Here is a 14,081-nt window from a genome sequence, read left to right on the forward strand (position 1 = left end):
TAAATGCTTTATTTGAATGATAACATTCTATTAACCTATTATTAATGACGAATGCCTTACTTTTGTGATGAAAAGTAATAGCTATACCTATGGAATTTTATTATTGTGTGTTGCTTTTAGTCCTTTTTATTCTATCGAGATAGACAGGAGATAATAGAGCTAAAACAGCTTAGCATTAGAATGATATAATTAGAAGATTGATAGGAAGTGATTCGCTGGTTAGGGGGAATCCGAATTCTTTTTATTAATTTAAACGAGTAAAAAGAACTTTTACTCGTTTTTTAAAACGATAAGAACCGATATTGACTGAGTATTCGTCATGATCGGTTCTTATTGTTTTTTATGAAGTCTATTTTAAACGAGCTTTTTAGATTTCTTCCCGTAGAAGAACATGAAGTATATTCCGATAATAATGAATGGGACGCTTAGCCATTGGCCCATATTGAACATCATACTATCTTCGAAAGATTCTTGATTCTCTTTTACAAATTCGATGAAGAATCGGAAGATGAAAATATAACTCAGGCATAGTCCAAAGAAGAATCCACGGTGCAGTTTTGAACTATATTTCTTATAAAGATAGATCATGATAAAGAAAAGGATAAAGTAGGCTATTGCTTCATAGAGCTGTCCCGGGTGACGAGGTTGGAGATCGACGCGCTCAAACACAAAGGCCCAAGGTACATCGGTTGGTTTACCGATAATCTCGGAGTTCATCAAGTTGGCTAATCGGATAAACCCTGCGGTAACTGGGGTGGCAACTGCAATCATGTCGACAACATCTAGATAGTGCATCTTCGTTTTTCTGCAATAGAGCCAAAGGGCAATGATCAATCCTAATGTTCCTCCGTGGCTAGCCAAACCTTCATAGCCTGTGAACTTCCATCCACCACCGGGTAGAAATTTGATGGGAAGAATCATTTCCCAGAAATGAGACAGGTAATACTCGGGTGCATAAAAGAGGCAGTGGCCTAAGCGAGCACCGATTAATATGCCAAAGAAGCAATAGAAAAATAAAGGTTCGAAGGTCTTTTCATCAATTTTCTTGTCACGATATTGATAGTGAACTATCATGTAGGCAAAAAAGATACCAACAGCCCATAAGAGTCCGTAATAACGGATGGAAATGCCGAAAAGATTGATTAATTCCGGATTTGGATTCCAGTGAATGGAGAGTAGTAAAGTGTTCATTGCTGATTATGATTTGAAGTTTGTACGACGTTTTGAAAATGGTTGGCCATCAGACGGTAAGTAGGAAGGTCTATTTGATAGTCTTCAGCGAATCTGAGGACATCGAATAAAATGGCTTGTAGTTCGGAGTTGCCTCCGCACATAAGATCTCGTTGCATGGATGATCGAGACTCCGGAAGCATTTTATCCAGAACTTTTAAATTGTAACTCACTTGATCCTCAGGTAGGATAATGTTCATCTGACCGGCTAGAGCTTGAATCTCTTCGGATAAACGAATAAAAGTGTCGCGTTGGTGTCCTTGGTTTTGTAGCTCACGCATCGGAACATCGTAATAGGCTCCGGTGACTGCTGCAGCGGAAATGAACGCCCACTTGATAAAGGTGTCGCGGCGGATATGATCCGAAAGATCGACTTTTATGCCACAATTGGTTAAATCTTCTTTAATGGCTTCTAGAGGTTCAATGGGGCAATGGCTTCCCGGAGGTACACCATAGACTAAACGAAAGATGTTACCTTGTTGATTAATTTCACCAAGACTTATACGTTCACTGACGATGTAGATGCAGCCTTCCAGTATGGTTACTGTGGGGAGCATCTGTTGCAAGTGTGAACCAATGGCAAAACCATTGAGAATCGGAATAACAATGGTTTTGGAATGTGAAACTCGCTCAATGAAGGGAATGATAGGGTTTAATGAGTAAGCTTTAACGCAAACAAATATGACATCGGCTTTCTCGTTATAGGTTTCGGTGGCATAAGTTGGAAGATGAAGATGGTGTTCGCCTTTTAAATCGGACTTCAGATGTAATCCGTTAGTTTGTAAGGCTTTTAAATGTTCACCGCGAGCAATGCAAGCCACATCTTTTCCACCTAATGATAGAAAACCCGCTATGCTGCCTCCGACACCTCCTATTCCTATAACAAGGTATTTCATGTTGCCTATTGTTTATACATTAAATCGGAAGTGCATAATATCACCGTCTTGTGCAGTGTATTCTTTTCCTTCTACACTTAACTTGCCGGCTTCTTTTACTGCGGCTTCCGATCCGTAGTTAATGAAATCTTCATATTTTATGACCTCAGCACGGATAAAACCTTTTTCAAAATCAGTGTGGATCACACCGGCACATTGTGGGGCTTTCCATCCCTTTTCATAAGTCCATGCTCGCACTTCTTGCACGCCGGCAGTAAAGTAAGTTTCGAGGTTTAAGAGTTTATAAGCTGATTTGATGAGGCGATTGACTCCAGATTCTTCCAATCCGATTTCACCTAAAAACAATTGACGATCTTCGTAAGTCTCTAGCTCGGCAATCTCCGATTCGGTCTTGGCAGCTAGAATTAGAATCTCTGCATCTTCGTCTTTTACGGCTTCCCGAACCATATCTACGTATTTATTACCATTTACGGCACTAGCTTCATCTACGTTGCAAACGTACATTACCGGCTTGGAAGTTAGCAGGAATAATTCGTGAGCGATTTTTTGCTCGTCTTTGGTTTCGAATGTTACGGTACGTGCCGATTTTCCTTGTTCCAATGCTTCTTTATATTGCACGAGAACATCGTAAGTTTGTTTGGCTACTTTATCGCCACCAGTTTGAGCTTGCTTCTGAACTTTTTGGATGCGGTTGTCGATTGTTTCTAAATCCTTTAGTTGAAGTTCATAGTCAATAATCTCTTTGTCTCGTATGGGGTTCACACTGCCATCAACGTGTGTTACATTATCGTCATCGAAACAACGAAGCACATGGATAATAGCATCAGTTTCACGAATGTTGGCTAGGAACTTATTACCCAATCCTTCTCCTTTACTTGCTCCCTTAACTAATCCGGCAATGTCGACAATTTCGACAGTTGTTGGAACAATGCGTTGAGGGTTGATGAGTTCTGCTAGTTTATTTAAGCGTTCGTCGGGTACAGTGATGACGCCGACATTAGGTTCTATTGTACAAAAAGGAAAGTTTGCCGATTGAGCTTTTGCGTTCGACAGACAGTTAAAAAGAGTGGACTTTCCCACGTTTGGAAGTCCTACAATACCACATTGTAAAGCCATAAAAAATATATATGTTGTTTATTATCAATTAATGTGCGGCAAAGATAGTAAAAAAACCGACGCAGTAGACTCATCCGCCTTTATTGCATCGGCTTTTGTAAAAGAAGTTAGGATGGTTTATGGCTTCTCGTTACCTCTTAACCCGAAGATTTTACCACTTAATTGTTCTATTTCGACCTTCCAGACTTTGACATTCTTTATGGCTGGATCTGAATATCGAAAGTCATTGTCGGTATAATGGCGCATAATAATGTCTAGCCCTTGGCGCTTTTCTTCAAAGGTCTCAATAAAAGAAACTTTTCCTCGGCACATCGCACTTTCTGATCGCATGCTGTAGCTACAAGCAATTTTGGAGTTCTGATAAACAAGCTCGTTGCCGGAGCAAAAAGTTAGGCAGACATGATTGTCTCGATGAAGCATTTCTAACTTACTGCCTTCCGGTCCGGAATGTAAATAAATGGCATCATCGTGATATCCAAAGTTCATCGGTAATACGTACGGATGCCCCTCTAGATCGGTTATTCCAACAAAACAAATATCGCTTTTTTTTATGATTTCTTTAATGCGTATTGGATCTTCAATTGTAACTGTTTTCATTGTTTAATTTTTCTCTAATTACTCTACCAACTGAAAATCTAATTGTTTCTTTTCTAAATTGGCACGAGCGACTCTAACTGTGATGCCGTCACCTAAGCTATAAACGCGATGTTTGCGGCGGCCGCGAAGGCAATAGTTCTTTTCGTCGAATTCATAATAGTCGTCATCCAAATCACGAATAGGGATCATTCCTTCACATTTGTTTTCATTAAGTTCAACGTAAAGTCCCCATTCTGTTACACCCGAGATAACACCATCGTAGATTTGTCCCAGGCGTTCGGTCATGTATTCAACTTGTTTATACTTGATCGAAGCTCGTTCTGCATTTGCTGCGATTTGCTCCATATTCGAACTATGATCGCACAGTGATTCATACTTGCTCTCTGAGACTGTACGTCCGCCATCCAGATATTTAGTGACTAAACGATGAACCATCATATCCGGAAAACGACGGATCGGAGAGGTGAAATGGGTGTAATAATCGAATGCCAAACCGTAGTGCCCAATGTTGTGAGTGGAATATCTGGCTTTCTGCATGGCCCGAATAGAAACGGTTTCAATCAGATTTTCTTCTTTCTTCCCGTGGATATCATCTAGCAGATGATTGATGGATTTGGAGATATCTGTCTTTGAGCCACTGGTACGCATTCTATAACCAAATCGGGCAATAAATTGTGCTAAGTTATCGAGCCTTTCAGGATCTGGCAGATCATGTATACGATAGGGGAGTACTTTGGCTTTCTTGTTTTGAGGCACCTTACCGATTTTTTCAGCAACCGTCTTATTGGCCAATAACATAAACTCTTCTACAAGTTTGTTCGCATCTTTCGATTCCTTAAAATAGACGCTAAGCGGCTTACCTTTTTCGTCAATCTCGAATTTCACTTCGTAACGATCGAAGTTGATAGCTCCCGAAGCAAATCGTTTTTCGCGGAGGGCTTTAGCGATCGTGTCAAGCATGAGAACTTCCTCTTTAAAGTCCCCTTCTTTAGTCTCGATGATCTGTTGCGCTTCTTCGTAGGTGAAGCGTCGATCGGAATTGATGACGGTGTGTACCACTCGGGCATCTTTAACTTCTCCCTTTTCTGTGATGTTGAAGATGACTGAATAAGCCAATTTCTCTTCGTTTGGACGAAGTGAACAGATAAAGTTACAAAGACGTTCAGGTAACATCGGAATGGTACGGTCGACCAAGTAGACCGATGTAGCGCGCTTTTCTGCTTCTTTATCGATGATGCTGCCTTCTTTGACATAATGCGTTACGTCAGCAATGTGAACTCCAACTTCCCATACGCCTGTCGAGAGTGGACGAATGGATAAAGCATCATCAAAGTCTTTGGCATCTTTAGGGTCGATCGTAAAGGTCGTGACCTTTCGGAAGTCTTCTCGTTGAGCAATTTCTTCGGCGGTTATTTCTGCCGGGATCTGGTCTGCAGCCTTTTCCACAGCTTGAGGATAGATATAGGGTAACCCAAATTCCGCCAAAATAGCATGCATCTCAGTTGTGTTATCACCAGCTTTTCCTAAAACATCAATGACTTGCCCGATCGGATTTTTGGCTTTATCGGGCCATTCGATGACTTTGACAATGGCTTTATCCCCATTTTTTCCGCCTTTTAGTTTATCTCTCGGGATAAAGATGTCGTTGGCCAATGTTCTATTTTCTGTGACTAAGAAGGCATATGACTTTGCGACTTCCAATGTACCGACAAAGGTGTCATTGGCTCGCTCGATAATTTCGATAACCTCTCCTTCGGCATCTCTTTGTTTGCGCTTGGCATAAAACATGATTTTAACTTTATCATTGTTCATGGCATGTGCAGAGTTGCGTTCGGCAATGAAAATCGGATCCCCTCCTCCTTCAGGAATAAATGAATTCTTTCCATTGCTTTTGCGTTGAAAAGTTCCGATCAACTCGGTTCCATGACTGGTGACACGAAATTGTCCCTTTTCTATTTCCGTAATGTAGTCATCGTACAATAATTCATGAATAATATCTACGCACAACATCTTTTGTGGATGAGTCGTGAGGTGTAGCTCAGAGAAAATGTACCTCATGCTAAGGGTTTCTCCTGATTTGGCTTGGAAAAAGTCTATCAACAGCTTAGCCAGTTGCTTTTTATTCATTCTTTTCCCGGCCTTTTTTTCTTTCTTTTCTTTCTTTTTCGCCATATTTTTGAATTTAATAATCGTTCTATATTCTTTTGATAAAATACAAAGTAAACAATTTTTTGAATTAAATAGAGAGGATTCAGATAAAAGTTTTGTTACTGATCGTCGTTTTGCAGATGGAAGTAAAAAGCTGCAACGCAACTTCTTGTTTTATATAACTTTATTTTATCTTTGCAGAAATAATCATGCTAAAAATTTAGAAAATGAATGAATTAGTTTCGAAGGCTCGAGAGAAAGAAATATATACAGTTACCCTTTGGGGGAGTGTTGTTAATTTGTTATTGCTTGTTTTAAAGTTTGCGGCAGGAGTGTTAGGACATAGTGCGGCGATGATTGCCGATGCTGTTCACTCCCTATCCGACTTTGTTACAGACGTTATTGTGATTCTCTTTGTGCGCATCTCTAATAAGCCACAAGATGAGGAGCATGATTATGGTCACGGCAAGTACGAAACGATGGCGACAGCAATTATCGGAGTGCTATTGATTGGTGTGGGCTTAGGTATTTTCTGGAATGGGGCTTCTGCGATTTATGCTTTTTATAAGGGTGAACCTTTATCCTCGCCAGGCTATATTGCCTTGATTGCCGCTTTATTGTCCATTGTGTCGAAAGAATTATTATATCAATATACCGTAAAAGTCGGTAAACGGCTTAAATCGAGTCCGGTTGTTGCTAACGCTTGGCACCATCGCAGTGATGCTTTTTCGTCGATAGGAACAGCTTTGGGTATTGGCGGTGCTGTCTTGCTTGGAGCCGATTGGAGTGTTTTGGATCCAATCGCTGCTGTTGTCGTAAGCTTTTTCATCGTGAAAGTTGCTTTGCAACTTTTTATTCCATGCATGGAAGAATTGTTGGAGAAATCATTACCTCAAGAGGTTGAGAAAGACATTGAAGGTATTTTACTTTCGTTTCCTGAGGTCTCTGAACCGCATCATTTACGTACTCGAAGGATTGGTAGTTATTGTGCGATTGAAGTTCATATTCGCATGGATGGAAAGATTGTTTTGGAGGAAGCTCATTCTGTGACTGTTGCTATTGAGCAAAGACTCCGAGAGATGTTTGGGCAGCGTACGCTGATTAATATTCACGTAGAACCTAAGAAATAATGGGTAGTATTTTAATTACAGGGGCTAGTGGCTTTATTGGAAGTTTTATTGTTGAAGAAGCTTTAAAACGAGACTTTGGAGTTTGGGCCGGAATACGTTCCACGAGTAGTCGGACTTATCTTCAAGATCCTAAAATTCATTTTTTAGAATTGGATTTTGCTCATCCGAATACCCTTCGTGCTCAGCTTTCAGGTCATAAAGGGACTTATAATAAGTTTGACTATATCGTACATTGTGCTGGTGTAACCAAATGTGCAGAAGAGAAGACGTTTGATCATGTTAACTATCTACAAACTAAATATTTTGTAGATACGTTGCGAGAGTTGAATATGGTACCGAGACAATTTATCTATGTGAGCACGTTAAGTGTGTTCGGCCCTATTCACGAACAAACATTCGAACCTATTCGTGAAGATGACTCTCCTCTACCAAATACGGCTTATGGATTAAGCAAACTTAAGGCGGAACTTTATATTCAAAGCATTCCCCGTTTTCCTTACGTGATTTTTCGTCCAACTGGGGTATATGGACCCCGTGAGATGGATTATTTCTTGATGGCAAAGTCGATTAAACAGCACTTGGATTTTTCGGTTGGCTATAGCCGTCAGGATCTGACTTTTGTTTATGTGAGAGATGTTGTTCAGGCTGTTTTCAAGGCTATAGATAAGAATGTCAGTTGTCGCGCGTATGCTTTGTCTGATGGACAAGTTTATGATAGTCGTGCATTTTCTGATCTTATACAGAAAGAACTTGGTCATCCGTTTGTTATTCATCTGAAATGTCCGTTATTTATTTTAAAAACTATATCTTTGTTCGCTGAATTTATAGCGAAACGCTCTGGAAAAGGGAGTACTTTAAATTCTGATAAATACAAAATAATGAAACAACGTAATTGGCAATGTGATATAACTCCGACCATAAATGAATTGGGTTATTCTCCAGAATATAAATTAGAGAGAGGCGTTGAAGAAACAATTACATGGTATAAGAAAGAAGGATGGCTTTAGATTTGTTTAAACGGGTAGAAACGCGCAAAGGATTGTTTGCTGTAGAGAAAGCGACATTGATCTATACATTGTTGACTTCCATTTTAGTTCTCTTTTTGTTCCAACAGATGGATCATCCTTGGAAGATGCTTTTGGATCGGGTCGTTATTGTAGGAGTTACCTTCCTTTTGATGTACTTATATCGATTGGCGCCTTGTAAGTTCTCGGCATTTATTCGCATTGCTGTTCAGCTGAGTTTACTTTCTTATTGGTATCCGGATACTTTTGAGTTTAATCGGTTTTTCCCCAATTTAGATCATATCTTCGCTTCTGCTGAAGAGTTTATATTTAATGGTCAGCCTGCTATTTGGTTTTCTCGTACATTTCCTCATTTGATTGTGAGTGAGGCCTTTAATATGGGGTATTTCTTCTATTATCCGATGATTTTAATTGTTATGCTTTATTACTTTTTCTTTAAGTTTGAGCATTTCGAGAAGGTCTCTTTTGTATTGGTGACCTCCTTCTTTATTTATTATCTGATTTACATCTTTTTGCCGGTTGCAGGACCTCAATTCTATTATCCGGCTATCGGATTGGATAATGTGGCTAAGGGGGTATTTCCATCAGTGGGGGATTATTTCAATTTTCATCATGAATTGTTGCCGGGTCCTGGTGATCAACAAGGCTTTTTCTATAGTTTGGTTGAGGGATCACAACAAGTTGGTGAACGCCCTACGGCTGCTTTCCCGAGTTCGCATGTTGGCGTTTCCACTATTTTGATGATTATGGCTTGGAGAGGGGATAAGAGATTATTCTTTGGATTAGCACCCATTTATTTTCTACTTTGCGGTGCTACTGTTTATATTCAAGCGCATTATGTCATCGATGCCATTGCTGGTTTTTTCTCAGCCATTCTTATTTATACCTTTGTTTCTAGGGTTTTCAACCGATGGTTCAAAACCCCTTTATTCAAAGCATAAAAGCTTGATCTGAGTGATTTTTGAGCTAGGATAAAATAGAGTGCTCTTCTTATGGAGAAAATCTCCTTTTGGAAGAGCATTTTTATTATTTCTTTTTAAATCAAAGTCTTCTCTTGGAGAGCCTTTTAAAAGGGTTTAAAGGCTAATAGACGATTTTTTTAAATCTTCTTCTATGGTTTTGAAGATTTCGAATAACTCTTCTTTGGTTTCGGCACGTAGCATTGCAATCCGTGTATTCTTAAAATTCGGAATCCCTTTAAATAATGGACTTGCCGCTAGATGACGACGGACATGTAGGATGCCACGGCGTTCATCCAATAGATTCACGCTGTCGACGACTTGTTGGCGGAGTACGTTCATCTTCCAATCAAAATCGAGTGGAGTAAGTAATTCGCCAGTGGTTAGGTAATGTTTGATTTCCTTGAAAATCCATGGGCGACCGAAACTTGCTCGTCCGATCATAACCGCATCAACTCCATATCGATCGAAACACTCCTTGCAGCGTTCTGGGGTTGTGACGTCGCCATTGCCAATGATTGGTATATGCATGCGTGGATTATTTTTCACTTCTCCAATCAGTGTCCAATCGGCTTCGCCGGTATACATTTGCGCACGTGTGCGGCCATGAATCGTTAACGCAGCAATTCCACAATCTTGTAGTTGCTCAGCTAGATCGACGATAATTTTATTATTAGCGTCCCAGCCTAAACGCGTTTTTACGGTAACCGGAATCTTTACAGCGTCGACGACTGATCGAGTAATTTCGAGCATTAACGGAATATTTTGCAGCATACCTGCTCCGGCTCCTTTACCTGCGACTCGTTTTACCGGGCAGCCAAAGTTGATATCTAGAATGTCTGGCTGAGCTTCTTCGACAATTTGTGCCGCCTTCACCATTGTTTCGGTATCTTTTCCGTAAATCTGGATGGCTACAGGACGTTCCTTCGGACTAATATTGAGTTTCTGTTCGGTTTTGTTGACAGCGCGTATTAAAGCATCGCTCGAGACAAATTCAGTATATACCATATCGGCCCCAAATGATTTGCACATTAAACGAAAAGCCGGGTCGGTCACATCTTCCATGGGTGCCAGTAGAATAGGGTATTCGCCCAAATCTATGTGATCTATTTTCATTGATTATTTGATGTTTAACAGTTATATATTGGAAGTAACTTCCTATTTTGGTCGCAAAAATACGGAAAAAAAGTCTACCTTTGTATGCTTTATAAGGTTAACTGTACTATAAATCGTTTGAAAGAGATCTTGATAACGATGGGGGCAGTCTTATAGCGATAAGGTAATATATACAAAAAGGAATATGAATTCAAAGATAACTGATTTTGAGATCATGGCACCGGTAGGCTCTCGCGAGTCTTTAGCGGCTGCCTTGCAAGCTGGTGCAAATTCGATCTATTTTGGCATTGAAAATCTAAATATGCGCGCACGTTCGGCCAATACATTTACGATTGACGATTTGCGAGAAATCGCTCAAACTTGTGATGAGCATGGTGTGAAGAGCTATTTAACGGTGAATACTATTATTTATGATAAAGATGTCGCATTGATGCGTACCATTGTTGACGCAGCTAAAGCAGCTGGGATTTCGGCTGTAATTGCTGCTGACGTGGCTGTGATGAGCTATGCTCGTCAAATTGGGCAAGAAGTGCATTTGTCGACTCAATTAAATATTTCGAATACAGAGGCGTTGAAATTTTACGCTCAATTTGCTGATGTGGTGGTTTTGGCTCGGGAATTGAATCTTGATCAAGTGGCCGAGATCTATCGTTGCATCCGTGAAGAGAATATCTGTGGGCCTAAAGGTGAACCGATTCGCATAGAGATGTTCTGCCATGGAGCATTATGTATGGCGGTTTCCGGTAAATGCTATCTGTCTTTGCATGAGATGAATAGCTCAGCTAACCGAGGAGCTTGTATGCAAGTCTGCCGTCGTGCTTACGATGTAAAGGATAAAGAAACCGGTATTGAACTTGAGGTGGATAACGAGTATATTATGTCGCCTAAAGATTTAAAGACCATTCATTTCATGAATAAAATGATGGATGCCGGAGTGAGAGTCTTTAAAATAGAAGGACGTGCACGTGGACCTGAATATGTACGCACAGTGGTTGAATGTTATCGAGAGGCTATTCAGTCGAATCTTGAGGATACTTTCACAGATGAAAAGATTGCAGCATGGGATGAACGTTTGAAAACCGTTTTCAATCGTGGCTTTTGGGATGGTTATTATTTAGGGCAGCGTTTAGGAGAGTGGAGCAAAAACTATGGTTCGGAGGCTACAGAACGTAAGATTTATGTTGGTAAGGGAGTGAAGTATTTCAGTAATATTGGCGTAGCAGAATTCTTAGTTGAGGCGGCTGAACTAAATGTTGGGGATAAACTGTTGATTACAGGACCAACCACTGGGGCTTTATTTGCGACACTCGATGAAGCTAGAGTGGACTTGAAATCGGTGGATTCGGTGAAGAAAGGTGAACATTTCTCGATGAAATTGGATAAGATTCGTCCGAGTGATAAACTCTATAAACTAGTTTCTACTCAGGAACTGAAGAAGTTTAAGGGATTGGAATAGTATTAATCATTGAATTGTTTTTATGGAATATATCTACGAATTGGCGCTTAAGGTGCGAGACTATGAATGTGATTTACAAGGGATTGTGAACAATGCCAATTATCAACACTACTTAGAGCATGCTCGTCATGAATTCTTGGTTTCTGTTGGACTAGATTTTGCAAAACTTCATGAAGAGGGTATTGATCCGGTCGTTGCTCGCATTAATATGGCTTTTAAAACGCCATTAAAAAGTGGAGATGAATTTGTCTGCAAGCTCTATATGAAGAAAGAAGGAATCAAATATGTCTTCTACCAAGATATTTTCCGCAAAGCGGACAATAAAGTGGTGGTGAAGGCCGTCGTTGAGTCTGTCTGTTTGGTGAAAGGCCGTTTAAGCACAAGTGAGTTGTTTGATCAGGTTTTCGCTCCTTATTGGAATAATGAATGATGAAGAAATAATTTCTAGCATTGCACTGACTTTGATTCCCGGTATCGGGCATATTTGGGGAAAACGGTTAGTCGAAGAAATAGGTAATGCCACTGATGTGTTCCGGCTTCGGAATGAATTACCGGAACGCATTCCAGGTGTTAATCCTAAGATTATTGAAGCCTTAACTTCTAAGGAGGCTTTTAAACGCGCAGAACAAGAATATCTTTTTGCTCAAAAGAATCATATTGCTTGTTTGACTTTCAACAGTGAGGACTACCCCTCCCGTCTTCGGGAATGTGAAGACGCTCCCATTTTACTTTTCTTTAAAGGAACTGCCAACCTGAATACGCATCGGGTCATCAATCTGGTAGGGACTCGCCATGCAACCGATTATGGTACCCAGATTTGCTCATCTTTCTTGCAAGATTTAAAGACGTATTGTCCCGATCTACTTGTAGTGAGCGGATTGGCTTATGGAATCGATATTCATGCACATCGGAATGCTCTTCTCAACAAACTGTCCACAGTTGGGGTTTTAGCTCATGGGCTCGACCGAATTTACCCTTCTGTACATCGTCGAACGGCTATTGAGATGCTGGAATGTGGTGGATTGTTGACAGAGTTCATGAGCGGGACTACTCCTGATCGTCACAACTTTGTTGGTCGTAATCGCATTGTTGCAGGTATGGCTGATGCAACGATTGTAGTGGAGTCGGCCGCGAAGGGTGGGGCTTTGATCACTGCTGAGATTGCCGAAAGCTATGGACGTGATTGTTTCGCTTTTCCGGGGGGTGTTTTTGCTGAATACTCAAAAGGTTGTAATGCTTTAATACGTGACAATAAAGCCGCTTTAATCGGTTCAGCAACCGATTTTATCCAAGCGATGGGTTGGGAGTGTGTCTCGAATGTCCAATCCTCCGAAGGGATTCAACGTTGTTTATTTTTGGATCTTTCGCCTGAAGAGCAAAAAATAGGTGACTTATTGAGTTCCCGTGGTCATTTACATATTAATACTTTGGTAGTTGAGACGGAGATCCCTATACAGAAGATGAATGCCTTACTTTTGGGACTTGAGATGAAAGGGATGTTGCGTGTTTTAGCGGGTGGGGTATACCAGTGGATCGGTTAAAGAATTAGTTAGACGGTGAGCAGATAAAAAAAATCCCTTTGATTCATTCAAAGGGATTTTTTATGCTATTAATCAAATCAAGCTATTTAGTCTTTCAACTTAGCGATGATAAAGTCACGATTTAAACGTGCGATGTTGCTGATAGATACATTCTTAGGACATTCCGCTTCACAAGCACGAGTGTTGGTACAGTTACCAAAACCAAGTTCGTCCATTTTAGAAAGCATCGCTTTAGCACGGCGTAAGGCTTCTGGTTTACCTTGTGGCAATAGGTTCAATTGGCTAACTTTTGCAGAAACGAAAAGCATTGCTGAACCATTTTTACAAGCTGCTACACATGCACCACAACCAATACAAGACGCTGCATCCATAGCTTCGTCAGCAATAGGTTTAGCAATAAGGATGGCGTTAGCATCTTGAGGAGCACCTGTACGTACACCAACATAACCACCGGCTTGCATGATTTTGTCGAACGCTGTACGATCGACCATTAAGTCTTTGATGACTGGGAAACCGGCCGAACGCCATGGCTCTACTGTGATGGTGTCACCGTCGTTGAAACGACGCATGTAGATCTGGCAAGTCGTTGCACCTGTTGCTGGTCCGTGAGGGTGTCCGTTGATGTACAATGAACACATACCGCAAATACCTTCGCGACAGTCATGATCGAAAACAACTGGTTCTTGACCTTTGCTGATCAATTCTTCGTTAAGAATATCGAGCATTTCCAAGAATGAAGTATCGCCAGGGATATCTTTCATTGGGTATGTTTCAAAAGCGCCTTTTTCTTTCGGGCCTTTTTGGCGCCATACCTTGAGCGTGAAACTTATATTTTTATCCATTTTTTTGAGTCTTTTTAATGTTATA

13 protein-coding genes are annotated in these 14,081 nt (G+C 40.6%); 6 read left to right on the forward strand and 7 right to left on the reverse strand.

Features of this window, described 5'->3' with window-relative positions; all coding sequences use genetic code 11:
* Positions 1-354: 354 nt before the first annotated feature.
* The 5 genes from lgt to rnr all read right to left on the reverse strand — a co-directional run bounded on the left by lgt (position 355) and on the right by rnr (position 6,011).
* Positions 355-1,191 (reverse strand): prolipoprotein diacylglyceryl transferase, encoded by an 837-nt coding sequence (gene lgt, locus AC4PG5_RS10460; RefSeq protein WP_492028829.1) that lies wholly within the window; start codon positions 1,189-1,191, stop codon positions 355-357.
* Positions 1,188-2,126 (reverse strand): ketopantoate reductase family protein, encoded by a 939-nt coding sequence (locus tag AC4PG5_RS10465; RefSeq protein ID WP_492028830.1) that lies wholly within the window; start codon positions 2,124-2,126, stop codon positions 1,188-1,190. The genes lgt and AC4PG5_RS10465 overlap by 4 nt, the downstream gene beginning before the upstream one ends.
* A 12-nt stretch (positions 2,127-2,138) precedes the next feature.
* Complete coding sequence (gene ychF / locus AC4PG5_RS10470) at positions 2,139-3,242, reverse strand: redox-regulated ATPase YchF (RefSeq protein ID WP_492028831.1); 1,104 nt, start codon at positions 3,240-3,242, stop codon at positions 2,139-2,141.
* 117 nt (positions 3,243-3,359) lie between these two features.
* Positions 3,360-3,839, reverse strand: coding sequence for a pyridoxamine 5'-phosphate oxidase family protein (locus AC4PG5_RS10475; protein WP_492028832.1), 480 nt, complete (start codon positions 3,837-3,839; stop codon positions 3,360-3,362).
* A gap of 18 nt (positions 3,840-3,857) precedes the next feature.
* A complete protein-coding gene (gene rnr / locus AC4PG5_RS10480; protein WP_492028833.1) occupies positions 3,858-6,011 on the reverse strand; it encodes a ribonuclease R in 2,154 nt (717 codons plus the stop codon).
* 203 nt (positions 6,012-6,214) lie between these two features.
* Here rnr and AC4PG5_RS10485 point away from each other — a divergent pair, with 203 nt between their 5' ends.
* The 3 genes from AC4PG5_RS10485 to AC4PG5_RS10495 are packed head-to-tail and all read left to right on the forward strand — an operon-like array spanning position 6,215 to position 9,083.
* Entirely contained in the window at positions 6,215-7,117 is a 903-nt protein-coding gene (locus AC4PG5_RS10485) for a cation diffusion facilitator family transporter (RefSeq protein WP_492028834.1), read from the forward strand.
* Positions 7,117-8,124, forward strand: coding sequence for an NAD-dependent epimerase/dehydratase family protein (locus AC4PG5_RS10490; RefSeq protein ID WP_492028835.1), 1,008 nt, complete (start codon positions 7,117-7,119; stop codon positions 8,122-8,124). The genes AC4PG5_RS10485 and AC4PG5_RS10490 overlap by 1 nt, the downstream gene beginning before the upstream one ends.
* Complete coding sequence (locus AC4PG5_RS10495) at positions 8,115-9,083, forward strand: phosphatase PAP2 family protein (protein WP_492028836.1); 969 nt, start codon at positions 8,115-8,117, stop codon at positions 9,081-9,083. The genes AC4PG5_RS10490 and AC4PG5_RS10495 overlap by 10 nt, the downstream gene beginning before the upstream one ends.
* Before the next feature lie 135 nt (positions 9,084-9,218).
* On the opposite strand, the gene dusB is transcribed toward AC4PG5_RS10495, so the two are convergent.
* Positions 9,219-10,217 (reverse strand): tRNA dihydrouridine synthase DusB, encoded by a 999-nt coding sequence (gene dusB / locus AC4PG5_RS10500; protein ID WP_492028837.1) that lies wholly within the window; start codon positions 10,215-10,217, stop codon positions 9,219-9,221.
* A gap of 184 nt (positions 10,218-10,401) precedes the next feature.
* On the opposite strand from dusB, the gene AC4PG5_RS10505 reads away from it, so the two are divergent.
* From AC4PG5_RS10505 to dprA, 3 genes are read left to right on the forward strand one after another with little or no spacing between them, the layout of a single operon-like run.
* Positions 10,402-11,673, forward strand: a complete 1,272-nt coding sequence (locus tag AC4PG5_RS10505; RefSeq protein WP_492028838.1) for a peptidase U32 family protein — start codon at positions 10,402-10,404, stop codon at positions 11,671-11,673.
* A 22-nt stretch (positions 11,674-11,695) separates the two neighbouring features.
* Positions 11,696-12,103 (forward strand): acyl-CoA thioesterase, encoded by a 408-nt coding sequence (locus AC4PG5_RS10510; RefSeq protein WP_492028839.1) that lies wholly within the window; start codon positions 11,696-11,698, stop codon positions 12,101-12,103.
* Entirely contained in the window at positions 12,096-13,214 is a 1,119-nt protein-coding gene (gene dprA, locus AC4PG5_RS10515; RefSeq protein ID WP_492028840.1) for a DNA-processing protein DprA, read from the forward strand. Before AC4PG5_RS10510 ends, dprA begins: the two co-directional genes overlap by 8 nt.
* A gap of 86 nt (positions 13,215-13,300) precedes the next feature.
* Here the strand turns inward: dprA and AC4PG5_RS10520 are convergent, their stop codons facing one another.
* On the reverse strand, positions 13,301-14,056 hold the full coding sequence (locus tag AC4PG5_RS10520) for a succinate dehydrogenase/fumarate reductase iron-sulfur subunit (RefSeq protein ID WP_492028841.1): 756 nt from the start codon (positions 14,054-14,056) through the stop codon (positions 13,301-13,303).
* Positions 14,057-14,081: the final 25 nt, after the last annotated feature.

It is taken from the genome of Bacteroides sp. QWL-09, from assembly GCF_058683585.1.